Below are 20,769 nucleotides of genomic sequence, written 5' to 3' on the forward strand. Positions count from 1 at the left end.
TTCGCTATTTAAACCCCTATGGCGTTCAGTGGAGCTTCGCTCCACGGCCGATACCTGTCTGTGTTCTTATATGAATGGATGTATATATCTATGAGTTTTTCTACGTCGGAGGGACAACGTTTCGTCAGTGTTGTGGACTTTCCTGAAATAATTAATTTTTTCCATGATTATCGTGAAACTCTTGAGTTTATGGAACTTGAGCGTGCTTATCACGCCGCCAGTGCGACGGCGTTGAGTGCGGAGCAGGTGGCGCCAGTCAGTCTGTTCAAAGAGCGTTTTAATTCATTGCTCTCGAAGAAAAATAAGCCCGTGCCCACTGCCGTGACACGCAGTTACGGCAACGTGATCGCGTATTTGGCCAACGTTGAAAAAACCGCAGAAATATTCTCCGGTAACGCCTCGGAAGTTCCCAGGGTCATGCACTTCGTCTGGGTTGGCGGTAGTGAAGTGGGGGCCATTCAGCGCGATTACATCCACCTCTGGCAGCAGGTCATGGCTGAGCAAGGTCATGCGTTTAACCTGTGGTATGACAGCGATGCGTTGCTGGCGTTTGAGATGAACAGAGTCATCATCGAGAGTGCGAAGGCGCACGCGATGGCTTCTGGCGGCGCCGAGGCGACCTCACCCCAGCAATTGGCCCTGATGATTGAGGACCGGGCGCTGGTGCTCAAGCAACAGATGTTTGCCTACCTGCAACAGCCGCAGTGGGTCGGCAGGGCGGATGATGCACGCATTGACCTCATGGTGCGTGCCTATGGCAAAGACCAGGTAACCCTCACGACGTTCAGGCAAAACTGCGTGAACAGTCATTTGGCCATGGTCGGTCCGGCACTGCGCTTGCGCGATGTTCGCGACACATTCAACGCGCATTTTCTGTGGGATGTGTATGAGCGCGAAATCAGTTTCCGGGGCAACTTCGCGGCGGCCAGTGATGTGGTTCGCTTGCAGGCGTTGGCACTGGAAGGCGGAACTTACAGCGACGTGGATTACTTGCCGCCACTGGCACAGAGACTGGGTGGCGTTGATGTCGTCGCATTCGACACTTATGCCCAATTAGGCGTATTGCAACTGTTGTTGGATCACAACAAGCACTTGATGCCCGGTCGCAATGAGGCGCGTTATGGCGACTCACGCTCTAGTATTCCCGCTGAACATAGAGACGCGTTGCTCAAGTTTGCACAGGCCTCTCCCGGTGTGCTGGACATATTCACTGCGCCCGCCGACCGGCGTTCGCCCATCGACGGACTGCGTTTGACATCCAATGATATGAACGCGCATATGATCGCGCACCCTCAAGCGGGCATGACACTCTCCGTGATGGAGGCGGTGAGGTTTTACTATGATTGTTTAATTGAAGTTGAGCGACGAGTGACGACGTCGGGTGTCGCTTGGAGTGATATCAATAAGATGGTGGATGTGGCGACGGTTGTTTTTGATCTGCGCTTCGCTGAATTACCCTTTACGTCAACATTTCGACAACAGCAATACCGAGCAAAAGTGATTGGCGCCATTGTCAGTTATCACAGCGACGGTCTTCGTTACGGGGCAAGGGCCACCATCGATTTGACCGGTCCCGGGGCGGCGGTCAGCGGTATTGCCGAATATGTTGAGCGACACTTGGTGGGCGTCAGTGCTCAGTCTGTGCGCGACACACTCAAACTCAAGGCCGGGTATAACGCGTCCACCGAAGAAGAGTTGATCCACAGTTGGACGGAGAACGTTGACGACCCTAACGCCTGGCTCATGAAGGAACAGAGCAACTGGGCCGCGGGCAAATACACGGCGCGCTATGCCCACAGTCTTCCGGAGCTATTGAAAGGCAACGTCCTGACGTTCAAGCAGGGTTGGCCGGTGATCGAGGGGCGGCCCGTCCTGCTGACGGGAGTGTTGCAATCCTTGCTCGACGCCTTGGGGGAGCCGTTTATCCGCGCTATGAACGATAAGTTGAACGGTGACGTGATGTTCGACCGACCGTTGCCCATCGGTCCGGCTGAGCGCGCACTGATCATTGCGCAAGCGGCCACTGAGTTGCCTGCCTCGGTGGGCGCACAACCGATTGGCTACCTGAACGAAGTGTTTACCCGCATAGACCATGGATCGTTGCCGTTGGAGCAGTTGAGTCCCTTGCAGCGAGTGTTGCTGGGTGGGATTTTTGAGGCTCAGACGCTGGATGACACGGGTTTTGCCGCCGCCTGGGAATCGGTTCTGACGATGGCCCGAGCGACCGCCGATCGAGGCATGGTCGCGCGGTTTGCGTTCATCTGCGAACGTGTCCTCCAGAAAAGCCGGGGTGGCAGTGTATTGCTGCCCGATCAGGACGGTGTTTCAGGTTCCGCAGAGCTCAAGGTCCGCGCGCTTGTCGAGCCCTTGAGTGTGCGTCAGTGGCAGGCTTATGCCGAGCGGGTCAGGGCAGTATCCCTACGCGAATTCCGCTCGCTGATCCTCTACGCCGCCGGCGAGGTCCGACAGTCTTTTCACAAATCCGGTGCCAGCTCCGCCCGCCAGTTACCGCAACAGTTGCTGGTCAGCGGTGAGGGTGAACCCGGCCGGCGTTGTTATCCCTTGGTGCTGGTCATGGCCGCTGCTGTGACCGAGGGGCCGCTGGCTGAGCGGGCACTGATTGGCAACATGGCCATCGCCAACGGAGCCCCTGAAACTCAGCATGCCGGGGTGCTGTTGCTGACCCTTGACGAGCTGCGCAGCATTCCCATGGCGGAGTTCGGCGATAAGCGCGGTGAAACCGGCCTGATTGAGGTCATGAAAATCCTGGAAGAAAAAACCACCACCAGCACCTTGATGTTGAACACCGAGAACCACTCATTGCTGGTGGCCAAGGTGTGGGTAGACGACCGTTATGCTTATCGTTTTTACGACCCAAACTTCGGGATCTACGCCTTTGATCAACTGCCGCAAATGCAGGGCGCAATGCTCGATTTTTTGAGTACGTTCAAACTGGCGCCGCTGTATGCCATCAAGGATCCGGAGCATCCCGTGTTCAACGTGATTGAGCTGGATGGCAGCAAGATTGCGCGCAAGATTTTACCCTCGCATCTTTCCGTACAGTCATTGCTGCACCACCAGATGATTGTGGAGGGCCTGCCGGTCGATACGTGGAAGCATCACGCTACCCAGCGCACCCGCGCCCTGTCGGAAAACGCGCGACTGGGGGCCTGTGCGAGTCAGTTGGACGGCGTCTACTGGGCCAATCAGATTCATCGGATTGGCACTGAATTGCTGAAAGTCCCGCAGGCTGAGGGAAAGAACTTCGCCCCCTTGTTCGACACGGCCAAACCCCTTGCCGATGGCCGTTATGAGGTGTCACTGGTGAACCTCGACGACCCGCAAACGCAGATCAAGGTCTACACCAAGGATTGGCGAATCATTCGGGTCCGGGATTTTCTGAGCAAGCGCTTCGAGGCCTTGCTGCGTCCGCACAGCAATGAGCCGGGGGCGAACACGCTTAACGTAGCTTTCGCAATGCAGGCCCTGTTAGGTCATCTGCGAGAGCTGGATCACAACCGCCAGTCCGAGCAAGAGTCGTCGCTGACGGTGGCGATTCGACTGCGCGGTTATGTCAACAATGCGCAACTGGTTCACGGTGTCGTCGTCGATGCGGTGCAGTTAGTCAGGCTGGTGCGTCAGGTTCGGACCAGCGAGCGGGCGATTGTCGCTGCCGCGTCGGTCGGTCATTTGCTGGAGCGCACGGCGACCACAGGGGCCGGACGATTCTTTTCTGCGGTGGGCGTCGGCTTCGATATTTACGAGTTGGCCAACGCCGAAAACGAGGAGCAGAGTGCCCGCGCCGCAACGCAGTTGGCGTTCGACTTGGGTGGTTTGGCGCTAGAGGGGTTTGGCGCAGTGGTCGGGGGCACGGCGGGCGCCTTTGCTGCCGCGCTGGCCGTACCGCTGCTGGGGGTAGGGTTTGGTGTCTCGGCGATCGCCGGCAACCTGGGCCGCATCAAGGATCAGGCCAAGGGTATCGCCGAGACGTTCAATCAGTTCAGTGGCGCCTACAGCTCTCAGGCCTACACGCGCACGAAGGGGATTGTGTCGATCTTGCCGCTCAGTGTTGTAGAAACGCTGGACCTGCAAAATGACCGGATCGAGTTTGGTTCGCAGTGGTTGTATCGCAGCCACCGGCCCAACTTTCACCTGCCGGAACCCGATGGAAACAAGGCCCGTGCCATCAATATTCGTCAAAGCCTGGCCTTGCCCAGGCAGGTCAATTTGCCGCCGTTCGCTGCACAGCGTGATAGCGAAAGTGGCGAGTTGTTTACCCCCGGTTTGCTGCTGCCCTGCACGCCGACGTGCTACTACGGTTACGGGTATCACTTGGGCTCAGACTCGCAACCCCTTGCATACGACCCACCGAAAATGCTGTTAAGTGGTTTGCTCCCCTTGGGTTTGTTTCTTCCCGAGCGGAAAGACCCGGTGTTCGAAACCTTAAAAAAACTGGAGTTCGATGCTCAGGGGCAGCGACAGTTTTACCTCACGGCGAGTAACCCGTTCCCCTACATTGTCTACAAGCTCCACCCGATTTACGTGGCAACCACCGTGACCGTAAGGGCGGATGAACGGACCCGATTGTTCCATGTTCCGGACATCCCTGACGCGTGGCAGGGGCACATCTCCTATCGCATCGAAACCCACGGCGAGCGCTGCACCCTGGTGCTTAACCCCGGTGTCGTCGATATCGAGTTGAGCACCTGCGAACTCGTCGATAAATCAAGCTGGGTTCTGATTGCCGACTGGGTCGCGCCGCCTGAGGTCAGCGTCGAGGTGCAGACGCTGACGGTCGCGGGGATCGCGATACGGTTCGTTGACAAGGCTGAGGTGTATCTCCAGCTCAAGGACAAACAGGTCTATACGGTCGAGTGGGCGAGCGGGCGGTTGCTGCTTGCCCAACTCGATGTGATCGATGATCAGCAATTCGAACAAAAGCGCCTCCACCTGCAGACGCTCGCGCGACAACATCAATTGAGCAGCCCCTATACGGCGGTGTTGAATTTTCCGCTGCCCTACACCCACGGCAATCAGCCGGTGCATACCACCGCTTGGTATGACCGTGCCCATGAGCGATTTATCTATGGTCGGGATCTTCCCGGCAGCGTGGCCAAGTCGATCCAGTTGGGTGCGGTTGTCGCAGGGCAGGCGTTTCTTTATGACCCTTCGCACGCAACGATCTGGCGAGTGGATGTGCGCAATGGATTGGTCACTCGGCGTTATCACGTGGCCAATCCGGCCAACGCGACCTCCACCTTGACCTGCGAGGACTTGGGCGCCGGCATCCTGCAAATTGAGCAGAAACTAAAGATCAAAGGTGTCCCCACATTTCATTTGGTCTATAGGCTCAGCGCTGATCGGCTGACGTTATGCGCGATAACCGGTGCGCCGGCGTCAGGCGCTACCTCGGGCTATTTTGAACGCCTTGTACACGAGGGGTTGGCGTCGATTTTCGAGCACCTCGAACCTCGGGCCCGGTACAACGACCAAACGCCTGGTGTTTCGCAGTGGGTCTCAAGCTGGTTGCCGGCGACCTTCGTTTCTGTGCGTACCCGCCCCGGACAGTTTCCGGCGTTTGTCGTGTGGGTGCGAAGTGGCGACGGACTGTTAATTCAGCCAGGTTCGCGGTCGTTCACCGATGTCGTTGACCGCGGGGCACTGGTGCTCCTTGAGCCGGATGCATTGCACTCGCGCAACAGTTTTGTGTTCTATGACGCGACAAACAAGGCGCTCTATCTGCATCGTCAGGCCGTGAATCTGGCGGCCGGGTCCAACGCGCCTGGACCGGCTGCCCTGCTCGAAAAGCTTGCGCTGCCTGGCCCGGTGACGGTGGTTAAACACCAGAATGTGTACCTGGCCTCGACTTCCGAGGGGTTGACCTTCGCGGTGAGCGATGACGGCAGTTTTCAGCTCATCAGTGTCGATGCGTGTTGGCTACAGAACCACACCGAGTGGTCGCAGGCGTTGGCTGCGCTGGGTGATCAGTACGCGGGATCGCGGTTTTCGGTCTCGGGCTTGTTGAACGACAAGGGCACCTCCAGTCTGCACGCCTGGTGGGTAGGAGGCCGGTTGTTGATCGCGGATTTGGGCGCGAAGCGCGACGTCAGGTTGCTCGGGCCGACCCCTGATCAGCAGTCGGCGTGGCTGTTCGAACCTTCGCGCGGTCAACTCTATCGTCAGGACTTTCTCTCGACCGAGCAGTTGAGCGCGGTGCTGGGCAACAGCAGGCAGTTGTTGCGCGCTAATGTCCTCGCGCCCGTGCGCCGTGAGTGGGCCGACTGGGTGTTTAGCGAAGTCAGTGTGTCGGCGGGCGGGCTCAAGGCCCGTTCTGTCGATCATGTCCATCTTCAGCTTGTGGACCTTCAGCCCGCCCGTATCGTGGGCGTGGCGCTTGAGTGGGTGCAGGCCAGGACTCATCAGTCAGCGACCCTTGAACCCTTGCGCAAGCCTTTGCGAGACCTGCTCAGCCAGCATGCGCACGCTGCGCACGTGGCGGTGTTCAGTTGGGCGCGGCACCAATGGTATGTCGTCGAGACGGAGCACTTTATCGCCATGGACAAGACGCTACTCAACGAGCCGGTTGCGGTGCTGGGGGCCAGAAACGAGACCGATGCGTTGGTGCAGGATTTAACCCGTCACGTGCTGTGTTCTTCGCCGCAGCGCGAACGTTTTGGCCCGTTCGACTACCTCGCTTGCGATGGACCGGTGCTGATGTTGATGCTAAAGCCCAAGCAAGTCATCGATGATCTCTTGCCGCTGATACCTGACGGGGTCACCACATTGATGCTCGGTGGCTTGTCGGGAGCGGCCTGCTGCTGGATCAAGCCGTTGGCGTGGGCAAAGTTCGACAGCATTGTGGTCAGTTGCACCGAACGGCTGGGGACAGAAGCACCTGGCGAGCTGGTTGTGCAAGTGGGCGTGCAGGACACGTGGCGGGTTGACTTGCAGCACGGGCATTTGCTGATAAGCGATCCCGATACGGGGCACAGCCTGATCTTTCGTAATGCTCATGATGAGCTGATCGCCCGCAGCCCCATGAGTCTGACGCTGATGGTCTTTGGGGATTGGCTGACGGTTTCCATCGACGACCTGGTGCAAGCCATGCGGGTTGATAAACAAGGTGGCCCTGAACTGGGTCTTCTCATTGAACAGATGAACGAGGTGTCATTACGCCCTCGCGCGGCGATGCATTAACGGCGAGTCTGCGGCTAATCGCGCTCTGCGCCCCGGTGCGTTGAACGGTGTGCTCTGGCGATGGCTTAGAGGATTGTTTCGGCGTTTGACCTTGTCATTGATTTCGACAGTCGTTGTAGGAATAGCGTTGCCGCATGCAAAGAATTAAGAGCGCGGCATGTAGCTGTATTTCTTTGTGGGTTAATAAGATTGTTGTATTCCGTATAGGGGGTTCGCCGGACATGCCCCACGTTATAGGCGATTGCGATGGGTTTGGTTTTGTTTTTTTTGCAAAAGTAAGTGAGAGGTTTAAGTAATATAAAGTTTCAGTTTTAGCGGTTGGGTTGTTTTTTGAAATTTATTGAATTTCTATCAAGTTGAGTTGGCTGGAAAGCCAGATTAGATTGGTTTGGTATGAGTGAGGGTTGTGTTTCTATATTAAGTTTTTAAATTGTTTAGTTGGGTGCGTCGAGCGACAGGGCAACGGTTGATTGATGTGCTCTGGTCGAGCGGCTGCGGGTGAAACGTTATTTAAGACAAAAAGGATTATTGTCGATGAATGAATTAATAGTGAGTGCTTCGGGACAACTTATAAGCTTTACAGACCTGGTTACGTCGCAGGATCTAGAGCGGGCTTTGCAACCGCATAAAGGTACAGAGCAGTACGCGGAGATATTCAGGTATTACGCCGGCTGTATCAGTTTGCTGGATTCGCCAGCACTTCTGGAACCCTTGGGGCTTCTCAAGCATTCGCTGGCTGTTTTGGTCGGGCCTGCGGGCCGCAAGCGACGTACTACAGACCCGGAGTCTGCGGTTAGCCCCGCCGCGCCGGGGGCTGAAGCGCTGACAGGCCTCTACGAAAAAATCGATGGCTTCCAGGCGCGGGTCAGTGCAAGTGTGGAGCAGATGATGGCGCCCGCACTTGAAGTACCGAAGAACCTGCACTTTGTCTGGCTCGGTGGAGGGCTGGGGGAGGTCCAGCGCGACTACATCAATATCTGGCAAAAAGTGATGGTCGATGAGAAGTACACTCTGAAACTTTGGTACGACAGTGATGCGCTGCTCGCGTATGAAACTAACCGGGTTATTGTCGAAGCCGCCAAGGCCGATACGATGTTGGCCGATGGCAAGGAGATGACGGATTACCATGAGTTGGCGGACCGATATGTCGAGCGTGCGACAGTCTTGAAACAGCAGATGTATGCGTCTCTAAATGACGCGGTCGCAAAAGGGATGAGCGCCGACGACGCCAGGATTGAACTGTTGGTAAGCGCCTATGGCCAGAAAAAAAATGAACTTGAAAACCTGCGCGAGACTAACCGGCGCAGTATCGTTAGTGCGGGCGAGCGAGGGCTTGAACTTCGGGATCTGGCCGTCGGAAAAGGTATTGCCCTCAACCTGCGTGATCTCTATGAGCGAGAAATGAAGTTGCGCGGCAATCTGGCCGCTGCGTCGGATGTGGTGCGTATTGAAGCGCTCTTTGCTGAAGGTGGAACTTACGCAGACGTTGATTGCTTACCGCCGTTTATGGAAAAAATGGGGGGTGTAGACATCAGTGGCCTGAACGAGAATGCCCAATCTGGCGTTCTGCAGTTATTACTGGACCACAACCCTGAGTGGATGCCGAGCCGTCAGGCACTGTTGAGCCAGTACACACGGTATGTCGAGTTCATTCCTGAAGAGCATCGCGTGACGCTAACGCGTTTTGCCGAGGGCCATCCTGATTTGGCCAGTGTTTTTTTTCCACCGGTGGAGCGCCTCGTTCGCCCCGACCTGATGGCGGCTGTCGTCCAAAGCAGCAGTCTGAGCAATGCGTTTCTGATGGCTCATCCCCAAGCCTCGATATTGAAAGTGGTTTTCGAGCGTTTCAAAATGGCTTACGCACTATTGGACACCACGGCCACTTTGGCGATGGAGCGCGGCATCCTGCCTCTGGAGTTTAATCGCCGGGCTGATCTGGCAGTGGAGGTGCTCGAGAAAAAACTGGGTGCTTTAGGCCTGCTTACAGCGCAAGAAGACATTGCCTGGAAGTCACTGGCCGTTGCCGTTGCCGGTTACTACGACGACGGCATCCGCCCTGGCAGTGAAAATACGATTCTTCTGACTGGGCCGACCGCGATGCGTGAGGCGATGCGTGAATACCAAACACAGCATTTCCCCGCGCAATTGTCGCGAGAGCTTTGGACTCATTGGGGCGTTGCCCCACACTTGACGGTCAACACAATGACCGAGGAGGGAAAGGACAACTCCTGGAAGGAAGACGCGTTCCTGATTGAGGAGTGGCTGGACAATGAGAAAGCCAGGGATTTCAAGGTCAGCTACAGGGGCAGTATCGCGTCGTTGCTCAAGCATCAGACCGTTGAGTTTGAGAACGGCTGGCCTGTCATTGAAGGACGTCACGTGCTCAAGAGCGAGATTTTGCAGCACTTGTCCGATGAGCTTGGGCCTGCATTTCTAAAGGCCATGAATACCCTGCATGATCACAGCGTGGTGTTCGATAAACCCCTGTCACTGAGTTTTGACCAGCGTCAGGCGATCCTCGCCCAGGATCCGGCGCTGCGGCCGCCGGGCTCGCAACGTGACGCAAAGACCCAGGCACTTTCAATGGATAGCCTCTTCGAGGGCCTGGCCGAAGGCACATTGGTCATCGAGCAGTTGAGCCCGGCGCAACGTCTGTGGCTCGGCGCGATGTTGGGACTCGACAGCCTGGACAATCGCACCTTCGAGGCTCACAGCAGTGAATTCGATAACTTGGCCAACCGGGTGAGCAAGCAGGGCGTTTCCAAGCGCTATGCGGTCTATGAGGAGCAACTGTTAAAGACCAGAAGCCCTGCTTTTATCGCTGGTCTGCAGAGCCAAAGTCATGAGCCGGTCGGTGTGCGCGACGTCGCCTTTGATCTGAAAAAGGCGGCCCTCGAGCAGTCGCTGACGTTACGTCAGTGGGGGCAAACGGTGGCCCGGGTCGAACGGCTCGCCAAGCTCGAGTATCGGGGCAGAGTCAAAGATAAGGTGGCTTCCGTGTTGGGGGGGATCGAGGGCCTTTCGTTCAAGCTGGTGCCTCAAGACCTGTTGTTGAGGGGCGCTGGCGACACGGTTGCGGCGCGCTGCTATCCATTGACGATGCTGATGGCCGCTGCTTTCGCCCAAGGGCCGCAGGCGCGAACCACGTTGCGTGAGCGGTTCTATACCAGTGTCATTGAGCCAGACAGCAAAGACTCCTTGGCGTTCTTGCATGTCATTGAACACCTGCGCGATGTACCTACCCACGAGGTCGGAATCGCGCACGGCCAGTCGAGTATCAAGGACGCGGTAGCCCTCCTGAAAACCCGACCGGGCAACAGCACTCTGATGCTCAACTCTGCCAACCACGCGATGTTGTTGGCTAAAACCGTGGAAGGTGGACAGGAGGCGTATCACTTTTATGATCCGAACATCACTGTTTTCGAGGTTGGGCAAACGGAGGTACTCACCCGTGCGCTGGAACAATTCTTCGGGCAGCAGGGGATGGCCGCAGACTACGCCGCCTATGGAGAGGCCAACCTGCCGCGCTTCGAGCTAATCGAACTCGATGGCGCAAAAATTGCGTCGATGACCACCTCGGCGGGGCTTCATGTCCGTGAGGTGTTGAGCCCTGGTGAGTTGCCTGGCGATTTGATGCCGGCTGGCCGACGTCGTCTGTCCAGCGTGCGGGGTCAATCGCTGATGGACAACCCGCAACTGGGTCGCTCCTTGATGGCGCTGGACAGTCGTGGCTGGGGAGAACACATCGAGCAGGCCACGCGTCAGCTTCAAGTCGAGCATGGGTTGTCGAGCCAGTTTGTCCCGCTGTTCCAGACGTTGGAGGAGACGGCCGCAGGCAATTATCAGATCAGCCTGATCAAGCCCGGTAGCCCTGAGGAACTGGTGCGTGTCAGCTCTAGTAATCCGCGCTTGGCGCGGATCAAAACCTATCTGTCGGAGTTGTTCACGCGTTTGGTCGCGCCCAGAGTCGACGTGCTCGACCCTACCCATGCCGGCGCCGTACACACGCTCAACGCCGGGTTTGCCATTCAGGCATTGATGCATGCGCTGCGCGCCCAGGAGGACGGCGACAAACCGCTGACCCTGGCGGTTCGTCTGCATGCCTACGTGAACTATGCACAGATGGCGCATGGTGTGGCGTTCGATCTGGTCAGTGTCTTGCAACTGGTTCGGCAAGGGTTGGCTCAGGAGCGGCTGATCGCTCAGGCCACGTCCACCGCGTTGGGCGAGGCCCTGGGCCACGTCGCGAATGAGGGGGTCGGTTCGGTGTTGGCGCTGGCGAATGTCGGTTTCGATATCTATCAGTTGAGCCAGGCCGAGAGCGATGTAGAGATTGCGCAATTCGGTACTCAATTGGCCTTTGATTCGGCCAGTGCGCTGCTGGCGGCTGCCGGGCTGGGCGCCGCAGCATTAGGGGCGGGCACGGCAGCGGTGGCTCTCGGAGGTTTTTCGGTGATTCTCGGTGGACTGGCCATTGGAGTCGGAGCGTTGGCGCAGGGTTTTGCCAAGATTGCCGAAGAGGCCAAACAGGTCGGCTGGTTTTTCCATGAGCTGGAGCAAGGCTACAAGAGCGGTGGCTACAGGTGGAGTGCCAGGGACAGGGCATGGCTGCCGATCAGCTTGGTGGTGATCACGTCGGTGGATTTACGCAACGCCTCCCTGACGTTCGATAGCCCGAAGCTGTTCCCCCTACGTAACCACTTTGGGGTTCCGGACTATGACGTGGATTATTCGCGCGGGATCGATATCCGTTCGGAACTCGGCTTGCCGTCCTCGACTCCCTTCGATCCCCCTTCTGAGCACGCCATCATGCTGCCGTGTACGCCGAAGGCTTTTTACGGCTACACCTACAAATGGCTACCGGGTTCGAGCACGCGTCATGACAGCGGTTTCGATATTGCCCGTCGTCTGGAAAAGCGCAAGCCTGACGGGGACTGGCTATTTTTATATTCGTTTTGGTCGAGTGCTTTCGAATACATCGTCAATGGCATGCGCGGGGTCTACCGGCCAACCGTGGTTAAGGTTCGGCTGGATGAGGTGGCGCGCACGCTGATCGTGTCGCTATTGCCGAGTAATTGGCACAACCTTTTGACCTATCAGGTCGAGGGTGGCGATGCGCCGTGTACCTTGCAGCTTAATCGCGGGGTAAGTCTTGAACTCGAGGCCTCCGGCACACAGACCATGCGCTGGGTGTTAATAGCGACCTGGGCCACTGAACGTGATGTCGTGTTCAAGGGCACCAAGGCCTTTGAGATTGGTGGCCTACAGGTACTGCTCAGTGGCAAGGCCGCTCACGAGATTGTGGTTCGGCTGGCCGACAACGAAGTGGTCCGATTGTACCTGGCCCATCAGCAACTGATTGTGATTGAACAGAGCGCCTTGCCAGGCATGGACGAAAGAGCCTTGCGCAGTCACTTCAGGGGGCTGGCCAGGGATCATCGACTGGCCATGCCGTATACGCAGGTCCATCAATTCGTTATCCCGTTCGAAGATCCCGAGGAGCCGCGTACCACGTTGGCTTACTACGACCTTGCGCAAGATCGTTTCCTGTACGTGCGCGATGAAATCATTACGCAGAGCGAGAACGCTGTGCTGGGACCGGTGACCAACGGCTTTGCCTATTTCTTTGACCCGCAGGGGTATGACGTCTGGACCGTCGATGTGATCACCGGGTGGATTCATCATCGCAATAAACTGTTGCTCAGGATTAACAGCGTGTCCACCGTCTCGAGCCTTGAAACGGTGGCGGGTGGTGGGATAAAAATTGTCCAGACATTGAACAATCAAGACGGGATCGAGGACGTCCTGGTTTATCTACTCAAGGATGACGAACTACTCCTTTGCTCGATGACCCGCGGCCTGGATCAAAACATGCAGCACTTGGTCAGTGCGCACCCTAACCTTACTGAATGGAGTCAGGTGCTGGGGAGTTACTACGCTCGGCCGATAGCGCAACACAGCCCATTTAAAGGTGCGAACTGGAAGCCCGCTCCCTTCGTTGCACTCTGTTGGAAACCGGCGTCCTCGATACGGGACATCGTCTGGGTACGTGGCCATGACATGCTGATTATTCATCCGATGACAACGCGTCATTTCGAGCGCGGCTGGCCCGATTCGATCAAGAGCATGAAGCAACTGATGCTCCTCACGCCGCAGGGCGCCGAGGGTGATGTGTTCCTGATCTATGACCGGGAAAAGCACTCCCTGTGTCGGCGAGCGCTGTCGCACACGCCACAAGGCCCAAAATTGTCGGTCGAGTGGCTATGGGCCTCGGGAAATGGACGGCTGACGGACGTCGCGCAGGTTCGGGGGGCTTACGTGGTTCTGGCCGAAAGCGGGATGTTCTTCAATGTCACCTTCGAAGGGCAACTGCAACTCGGTGGTCTGACCGAAACCTGGTTCAAGGACCGGCCGCAATGGTCGGCAGAGCTGAGCACCGTGGTGACCGCATATCCGTCGCCGCATTTGGCATTGCTGGGCTTGAGCGGTTTGCATAACGATGACAAGTTGTGCGCCTGGTACATCGACAATCGATTGCTGCTCGCGGACCTTGGGCATCGCGAGGAAGTGCGGCTGCTGGGAGTGACGCCGGATAACACGGGCGGCTGGCTGTTTGATGTGTCCAGGGGACGGGTCTACCGCCAAGCCTTTATCGATGCCGCGCAAATGACGGCAGCGTTTGGTAGCGGCACCAAGCTGTTGCGTGCCGATGCGCTGCCAGCGCCGCAGTTGGAGTGGTCCGGCTGGGTGTTTGCGGACGTCAGGCCGCAAGACGCCGGGCTGCGCGCGACGAGCAGGGACGGCATTGAACTCACGTTGCAGGACAAGGAGCCGGCGTTGATTACCGGTGTCGATCAACAGTGGGTGCAGGCGCAGGGCGGCACGTTGAGTGACAGCTTGAAGGCATTGGTGAGTGGCCATGATCGCTATGCGGCATTACTGACGGTGGCGCAGCCCGACCGGCAGCAATGGTTCGTCTGTGCCAGCGGGCGTCTGATCGAGGCACCGAACGAAACAGTGCCCCAAAGCGCTGAACTGCTGGGTACTCAAAAGCGTACCAGCGTCGTGCTTTACGACAATGTTGAGGCTCGACTGCGCAGGTATCCAGGCGGCCGCGCCCTGCCCGCGCACTACATGCAGCGCACGGGCGAGGTGCTGACGATCGAAGGACGTGGAGTCGTCGCCGATCTTCTGCCTTTCCTCCCGGACGATGTCACCACGCTGGTCCTGCGAGCAGGGCAGGGCAACACGACCTATCATGTGTCACGTGCCGCTTGGCTGCGGCTGGAGTCGGTGATTGTCGATTGCCGACCAGCAGCAGTTTTGTCCAGCATCACAAGCCAACTGATTTGGGACCTGCCGTTGGCGCAGGACTTGAGCGCGAGTCTGGTCGGTGAGCATCTGGTGATTTTCGACCCTGATACCTGCGGCACCCTGATCTTGCGTCAGGTAAATGCCGATGATGTCAGTGTGCGAGGTGAGGTGTTGCTGGTGGTAGCGGGACTGCCGTCCTTCACCGCCTCAAGTGTGGTGAGCCAGTTGAGCAACAGTGCTGACGCCAGCGTCGGACTGTCACTCACCACCCTTGTTGCCGCTGCCTCGGCCGACATGACGAGCAGCGCAGCCTAACCGCGATTGCAGGCTTCTGACGCCCCTTCACGTTATGTGTGTGCAGGGGCGTCTTAAGGCACGGTCATTTTTGCGCTCGCTACCTGACGCACATGTTGAAAATCAGAAAGCTCATACAGAACTCCTGGATTAGTCCTACATCAATCCATTTTCCCCATTGCTAACGTACTCGGCTCTTTCGCGAGCACAGGCCATGGACGGTTTGGACGTCGCGCTTTCATATCCTCTGGGCTTAAGGATAAGCGTATGTTCGGGTCGGCCAATACGGCGCATTTCACACTGCACATCCCCGCGGTTCGTCACGATTTCAAGGTGCTCGCGTTTGAAGGTACAGAGGCGATCAGCGCCTTGTACGCGATCAAGGTCGAGCTGGTCAGCGAGCACCCGGATTTCGATCTGGAACGCCTGCTCAGTCAGCCGGCGTTTCTGCAATTTGGCTTCAACGGCGAAGGCCTTCACGGCCGCATCGAAGACGTCATGGTCGGTGAGGCCGGCAAGCGCCTGACCCGTTATCACCTGACGCTGGTGCCGGCGCTGCACTATTTGCAGTTCAGCCACAACCCACGGATTTTCCAGCGGTTGACGGTGCCGCAGATCATCACGCAAGTGCTCAAGGGGCACGGCATCCTGAGCGATGCGTTCAGCTTCCATGTCAGCACCAGCCCCGAGCGTGAGTACTGCACTCAATACGGTGAAAGTGACCTGGATTTCGTCCAGCGCTTGTGCGCCGAAGACGGCATCGCGTGGCATCACCAGCATTCATCGGGCGGTCATCAGTTGGTGTTCACCGACGATCAAACCTTCTTCCCTAAACTGGGCGCCACCCCCTACCAGCAAGACTCGGGCATGGTCGCGGAGCACCCGGTGGTCAACCAGTTTTCCATGCGTTTCAGCACCCGTACCAGCAACGTGACGCGCCGCGACTACGACCTGAAACGGCCACAGCTGTTGCTGGAAAACAGCTTCAGCGCCGAGTTCACCCCGGTGCTGGAAGACTACGATTACCCGTTGCTGATGCAGACTGAAAAGCGCGGCAGACAACTCGCCCGTCAGGCCTTGGAGCGCCACCGCACCGACTATCAGTTGGCCCAAGGCACAAGCGATCAGCCGACCCTGCGCAGCGGTCACTTTTTTGACCTGATGGAGCATCCGCGTAAAACCGCCAACGATCTGTGGCTGCTGCTAAGCGTTACGCACTTTGGGAAACAGCCACAAGCACTCGAAGAGGTGATCACCCTCGACGTCAAACCCGAAGAGGGTTTCACTCAGGGTTACCGCAATACGTTCAGCGCCATTCCGTGGGACGTTTTTTATCGTCCGCCGCTGTGCCCACGCCAAGCGCAGCTGGTCAGCCAGACCGCACGCGTCACCGGGCCGGTGGGCGAAGAGATTTTTTGCGATGAGTTTGGTCGGGTAAAGGTCGAACTGCCTTGGGACCGCGCCGAACTCAACAGCGATAAAAGCAGTTGCTGGCTACGGGTCTCGTCCAGTTGGGCGGGCGAGCAGTTCGGCGCGGTGACCATCCCGCGCATCGGCATGGAAGTCGTCGTCACCTACCTCGAAGGCGACCCCGACCAGCCGCTGATCACCGGTTGCGTGCCGAACAAAGTCACCTGCGTCGCCCATGCCTTGCCCGAACACAAAACCAAAACCGTATTGCGCAGCCACAGCTCGCCGCGCACCGGCGGCTACAACGAACTGTCGCTGGAAGACCGCGCCGGGCAGGAAAAAATCTACCTGCGGGCCCAGCGTGATATCGAGCAACTGATCCTCAACGACAGCGACAGCCGCATCGGCAATGACCGCCGTGAGCAAATCGCCCGCGACAGCCACAGCCTGATCGGCAACGACCGTTTTGAACAGGTGGACCAGCACAGCGCCAGCCTGATCAAGGGCGACGAACTGCACACCACCGAAGGCGCGCGCAATACGGTGATCGGCGGTGAAGAACGGATCAGCATCAGCAGTAACGCCAGCACCACGGTGGCCGGAACGCTGGTGATTCAGGCGGGTTCGCAAGCGCATATGACGGCCGCCAATGTGGTGGTTGAGGCCGACGTGAGCCTGACGCTTGAAGCCGGTGGCCAACACATCGTGATCAACGCCAGCGGGATTTTCAGCAGCGTGGCCATTGTTCAGGGCGGGGCGCCGGTGGTGGGCGTCGTCGCCGCGCCGGCGTTGCCTGGAATGCTCTCAGCGTTGTCAGCTCCCACGCCATTGCCACTCCCCAGCCTGTCGTTTTACCAGCAGCAATCGTTGGCTGGCGCGCTCTTGCCTGTGCCGTGTTGCGAGCTTGGCAGTACAAGTGACTGCCCCACCCACCCGACAGGTGAATCCGCATGATTACCGCCATTGCTTCACCCTTTGAGGCACCTGTCGCACCGGGAATACTGTGCGTGATTCTGGATGCCAGTGCCGATTCGGACTTACAGGCCCGCATCGAGCAGGCGGTCGCTGATGGCTCCGCACGGTGTGTCCCGCTATTCGACGACACGCCCTATGCCCGACTGCAAACCGCAGGACCGTTCGCGTTGCTGTTGCCTTCGCTTGGCGCCTGGACCGAGTACGCCAGCGCGCTGCTCGAACGGACCCCTGCCGGCTGCGTGGCCTATCTGCGCGATGAGCCATCTTTTGCAAAGGCCATTGCGCATTGGCGCTGTGTGCTCACGGTCCGCACGGATAACTCCTGTACCCGCCTACTGCGCTTTTTTGACCCGCGCTGGCTGGAGCCGCTGTTGAACAGCCTCAATGAACCCGAGCGTTTGCAGTTCATGGGGCCGGTTACCCACCTCGCCTGGCGCAACGAAATGGGCTGGCGCCATTTTGCTAATCCTCGCCCTGATGTGGACGCTGAGATTCAAGCGCCCGGCTGGTTGCACCTGAGCCAGACGCGTCAGGATCTGATGGATCAGCTCCGTCTGAAGGTGCTGGCTGAACGGTTTGCCCAGGCTTATCAAACCGTGTTGCCCATGCCAGAACCCGTGGAGTTCGTGTTCCGACAATTACTGGCAGCCCGACAAACAGGCTATTTACGCGTGCTTGAGCAGGAACGCTGGCTACGCCTGGCCCTGATTCAGGGCGATGACTTTTGGAGTCGCTCCCCGGCCGCCGAATGGCTGGCCCGTGATGACCTCGGCCTTGGCGAAAAGCTCAGCGAGCTTGAGCGTCTCTGAATCAGGACGATGAAGAATGAACAGCACCTATACGGTTAAACACGGCGACACCTTGGGCAAAATCGCCCAGCAGCACGGCGCCAAAGCGGCTGATATTCAGGCGCTCAACCCGATGATCTCTAACCCCCACTACTTGCGGCCCGGTTGGGAGTTGAAGCTCCCCGCTAGCGCCGCGCCCAACGTAATCCTGCCGCCGCTGGTGTTTGCGGACAGCCTCACTTGCACTGCCATCGAGGGCCAGCCGGACTGCAAGGAAGAACTGGTGGATATCGCTCACATCACCGGCGAGCCGTACTTCCATATCTTGACCGACGATCAATCCAAAGCACTGAAGCGGGAAATCAGCGCGGTTCAGACACTGATGGATGAGTTGCACCAAAATCTAGCCAACGCTTTACCCATCAGCCAATGCAATAAACTGCAAAACCCCGACGCTGTGTGCGCCTGCACCGCGTGCGTGAAAGACGCGTGGGCGATCAAGGCTGAAGGCGCCGGCTTACTGATTCGTGAGCCCAGGCCTGTCGCGGTGGCCGCGCCGCTGACCACCGCCAACGATTTTCAGGGGCAACTGAGGGAGTTGCAGGAGATTCGTGACTGGTATCGGGACTACCGCCCGAGCTTTGGTGGGGCTCAGTATTTCGAGTCCAACTGGACGGAATTGATGCACAACAAAACCCGGGCGCTGGACCATGACATCAACCGGTTACGCACCCAGTTGACAGCCCAGCGGTCAGCCAGTCCCGTTAACAGCTCAACCCACGCCAAAAACGCCGCGCCCACGCTGAACCAAGGCAAAGGCATCCGTGGCGAAACACAGCGTGGCAAGCAAACCAGAACCGGCCTCACCGTGGTGGAGGTTATGGTGTTCAGTGACCCGACGCGACGGCACTACATCCCGGCTCGATTTCGCGAAACAACGCGCTGGAATGTCCAGGTCAGCACTCGCGTGTTGGCCGGGAAAACGTTTAGCAAGCAATTGGCCGGCGACCTGATCAAGGACATCAAAAACTCGATCGGCTCAGGACGCAAAGCCGGGCCGCTGGGCAGTCTGGAACTCAAAATCAGCAGCTGGGCCAGTGAAGAAGACAACCTGCTCAATACCCTGCATCAGCAAGTGGCGTGGTCCTCCAATCAGAGCGATGCCGCGCGCTACGCGGTGTCCAGCGAAGCCCACGCGCTGCGCTTTGCCGCCAGTGCGAGCGCCGGGGTGAACAGTTGGAACCCCAGGCAAGGCAGCATCGAGGTCGGTGTCAAAGGCAACGCGGCGTTCTCGTTGGCGGAAGCGGCGGTGTCGCTGAATACGTATTTTCCGAGTCAGGGCGGGTACGTCGCGCACATGGCCTACCGCAACGCCGAGGGCTTGGAAGTGGTCCACCCGATGGGCGTGTTTCGCGTCAGTGGCAAGTTGGAACTGTCGTGTTTTGTCGGGGCCAAGGCACAGGGCGAGGCGGGTGTCACAACCCACTACAAACCCGATGGACGAGCCCCCTGAAAGACAGGACACCGTTTCCCCCTTAACATAAGGGATAGGCAAACGACTGTGTATATGACTAATAGAAACGATAAGGGTGGGGAGCTTTTGGGTCAGGAGCGGCGTCGCCGCTGGAGCCCGGAGCAAAAACTGGCCATGGTTCGCGAGAGCCTGCAACCGGGGCAAAGCGTCTCGGTGGTGGCTCGACAGAATGGCGTGAATGCCAACCAGTTGTTTCAGTGGCGCAAGCTCTATCAGAGCGGCAGTCTCTCGGCTGTCAGTACTGGGGAGAGCGTGGTGCCCGCTTCCGAGCTGGCCGATGCGCTCAAGCAGATCCGCGAGCTACAGCGCATGCTTGGCAAGAAAACCATGCAGGTCGAGATCCTTCAGGAAGCTGTGGAGATTGCTCGGTCGCGAAAATGGATTGCGCACTCACCCTTGTTGCCGGGGGACGACCAGTGAAGCTGATCAGTGAAAGTCTCGGTGTAGCGCGCTCGCAATTGACGGTTCGACTCAACCCAAATGCTCAGGTCGAGCGGCGTCGCCCTGCGCTGGACGATGCCGCACTGGTCGAAGAAATTCAGGCTGAAGTGAGTGAACTGCCCAGCTACGGGTACCGCCGTGTGTGGGGGTTGCTGCGTCGTCGGCGTGAAAAGCAGAGTCAGGCGCCGATCAACGTCAAGCGGGTTTATCGCGTCATGCGCGATCATCAGTTGCTGCTGGAGCGACGGATTAAACAACCGGGTGTGGCACGCCGTCACGAAGGCCGAATTGCCGTGGCCACCAGCGATACCCGGTGGTGCTCGGACGGGTTTGAGTTTCGCTGTGATGATAACGCCAAGCTGAGCGTGACCTTTGCCCTGGACTGCTGCGACCGCGAAGCCATCGGTTGGGTGGCCAGCCCGACCGGGTACAGCGGCGACGATATCCGTGATCTGATGCTGGAGGCGGTGGAAAAACGCTTCGGTGAAGAGGCGCCTGCCACCCCGGTGCAATGGCTGAGCGACAATGGCTCGGCCTACATCGCTGAACAGACACGCCAGTTTGCCCGACAGATCGGTTTGCAACCGGTGACCACACCGGTGCGTAGCCCGCAGAGCAACGGCATGGCCGAGAGCTTCGTCAAAACGATGAAACGCGACTACGTCGCGCACATGCCCAAACCTGACCGGGAAACAGCCTTGCGTAACCTGACGATTGCCTTTGAGCATTACAACGAGGAGCATCCGCACAGCGCGCTGAAATACCGTTCACCACGGGAGTTTAGGCGTTTGGCAGCGGCATCAATTTAACGGGGTG

General features: G+C 58.1%; 6 protein-coding genes. All 6 read left to right on the forward strand.

The window, feature by feature from the left end:
* Positions 1-90 precede the first annotated feature (90 nt).
* Positions 91-7,197, forward strand: a complete 7,107-nt coding sequence (locus tag RHM68_RS02615; RefSeq protein ID WP_322220399.1) for a TcdA/TcdB pore-forming domain-containing protein — start codon at positions 91-93, stop codon at positions 7,195-7,197.
* 615 nt (positions 7,198-7,812) lie between these two features.
* Positions 7,813-14,826 (forward strand): TcdA/TcdB pore-forming domain-containing protein, encoded by a 7,014-nt coding sequence (locus RHM68_RS02620; RefSeq protein WP_322220400.1) that lies wholly within the window; start codon positions 7,813-7,815, stop codon positions 14,824-14,826.
* Positions 14,827-15,072: 246 nt separating this feature from the next.
* Positions 15,073-17,169 carry a type VI secretion system tip protein VgrG gene (locus RHM68_RS02625; protein WP_322220401.1) on the forward strand — a complete coding sequence of 699 codons (2,097 nt, stop codon included), beginning with the start codon at positions 15,073-15,075 and terminating at the stop codon, positions 17,167-17,169.
* The gene (locus RHM68_RS02630; RefSeq protein ID WP_322220402.1) at positions 17,166-17,999 is read left to right on the forward strand and encodes a DUF4123 domain-containing protein; all 834 of its coding nucleotides are present in this window, start codon (positions 17,166-17,168) and stop codon (positions 17,997-17,999) included. The genes RHM68_RS02625 and RHM68_RS02630 overlap by 4 nt, the downstream gene beginning before the upstream one ends.
* Positions 18,000-18,015: 16 nt before the next feature.
* A complete protein-coding gene (locus RHM68_RS02635) occupies positions 18,016-19,491 on the forward strand; it encodes a LysM domain-containing protein (RefSeq protein ID WP_322220403.1) in 1,476 nt (491 codons plus the stop codon).
* Positions 19,492-19,545: 54 nt separating this feature from the next.
* Positions 19,546-20,762 (forward strand): IS3 family transposase gene (locus tag RHM68_RS02640; RefSeq protein ID WP_322220404.1). Its coding sequence is split into 2 segments (ribosomal slippage): positions 19,546-19,891 and positions 19,891-20,762, totalling 1,218 coding nucleotides; the frame shifts between segments, so codons are not numbered across the junction.
* The last annotated feature ends 7 nt before the right edge of the window (positions 20,763-20,769 follow it).

Origin of the sequence: Pseudomonas sp. DC1.2 (genome assembly GCF_034351645.1) — a bacterium.
Classification (GTDB): Bacteria; Pseudomonadota; Gammaproteobacteria; order Pseudomonadales; family Pseudomonadaceae; genus Aquipseudomonas.

Bases quoted from the DNA above. Each gene is read 5' to 3' on its own strand.
- RHM68_RS02615 (WP_322220399.1), top strand. From the start codon at position 91: ATGAGTTTTTCTACGTCGGAGGGACAACGTTTCGTCAGTGTTGTGGAC.
- RHM68_RS02625 (WP_322220401.1), top strand. From the start codon at position 15,073: ATGTTCGGGTCGGCCAATACGGCGCATTTCACACTGCACATCCCCGCG.
- RHM68_RS02630 (WP_322220402.1), top strand. From the start codon at position 17,166: ATGATTACCGCCATTGCTTCACCCTTTGAGGCACCTGTCGCACCGGGA.
- RHM68_RS02635 (WP_322220403.1), top strand. From the start codon at position 18,016: ATGAACAGCACCTATACGGTTAAACACGGCGACACCTTGGGCAAAATC.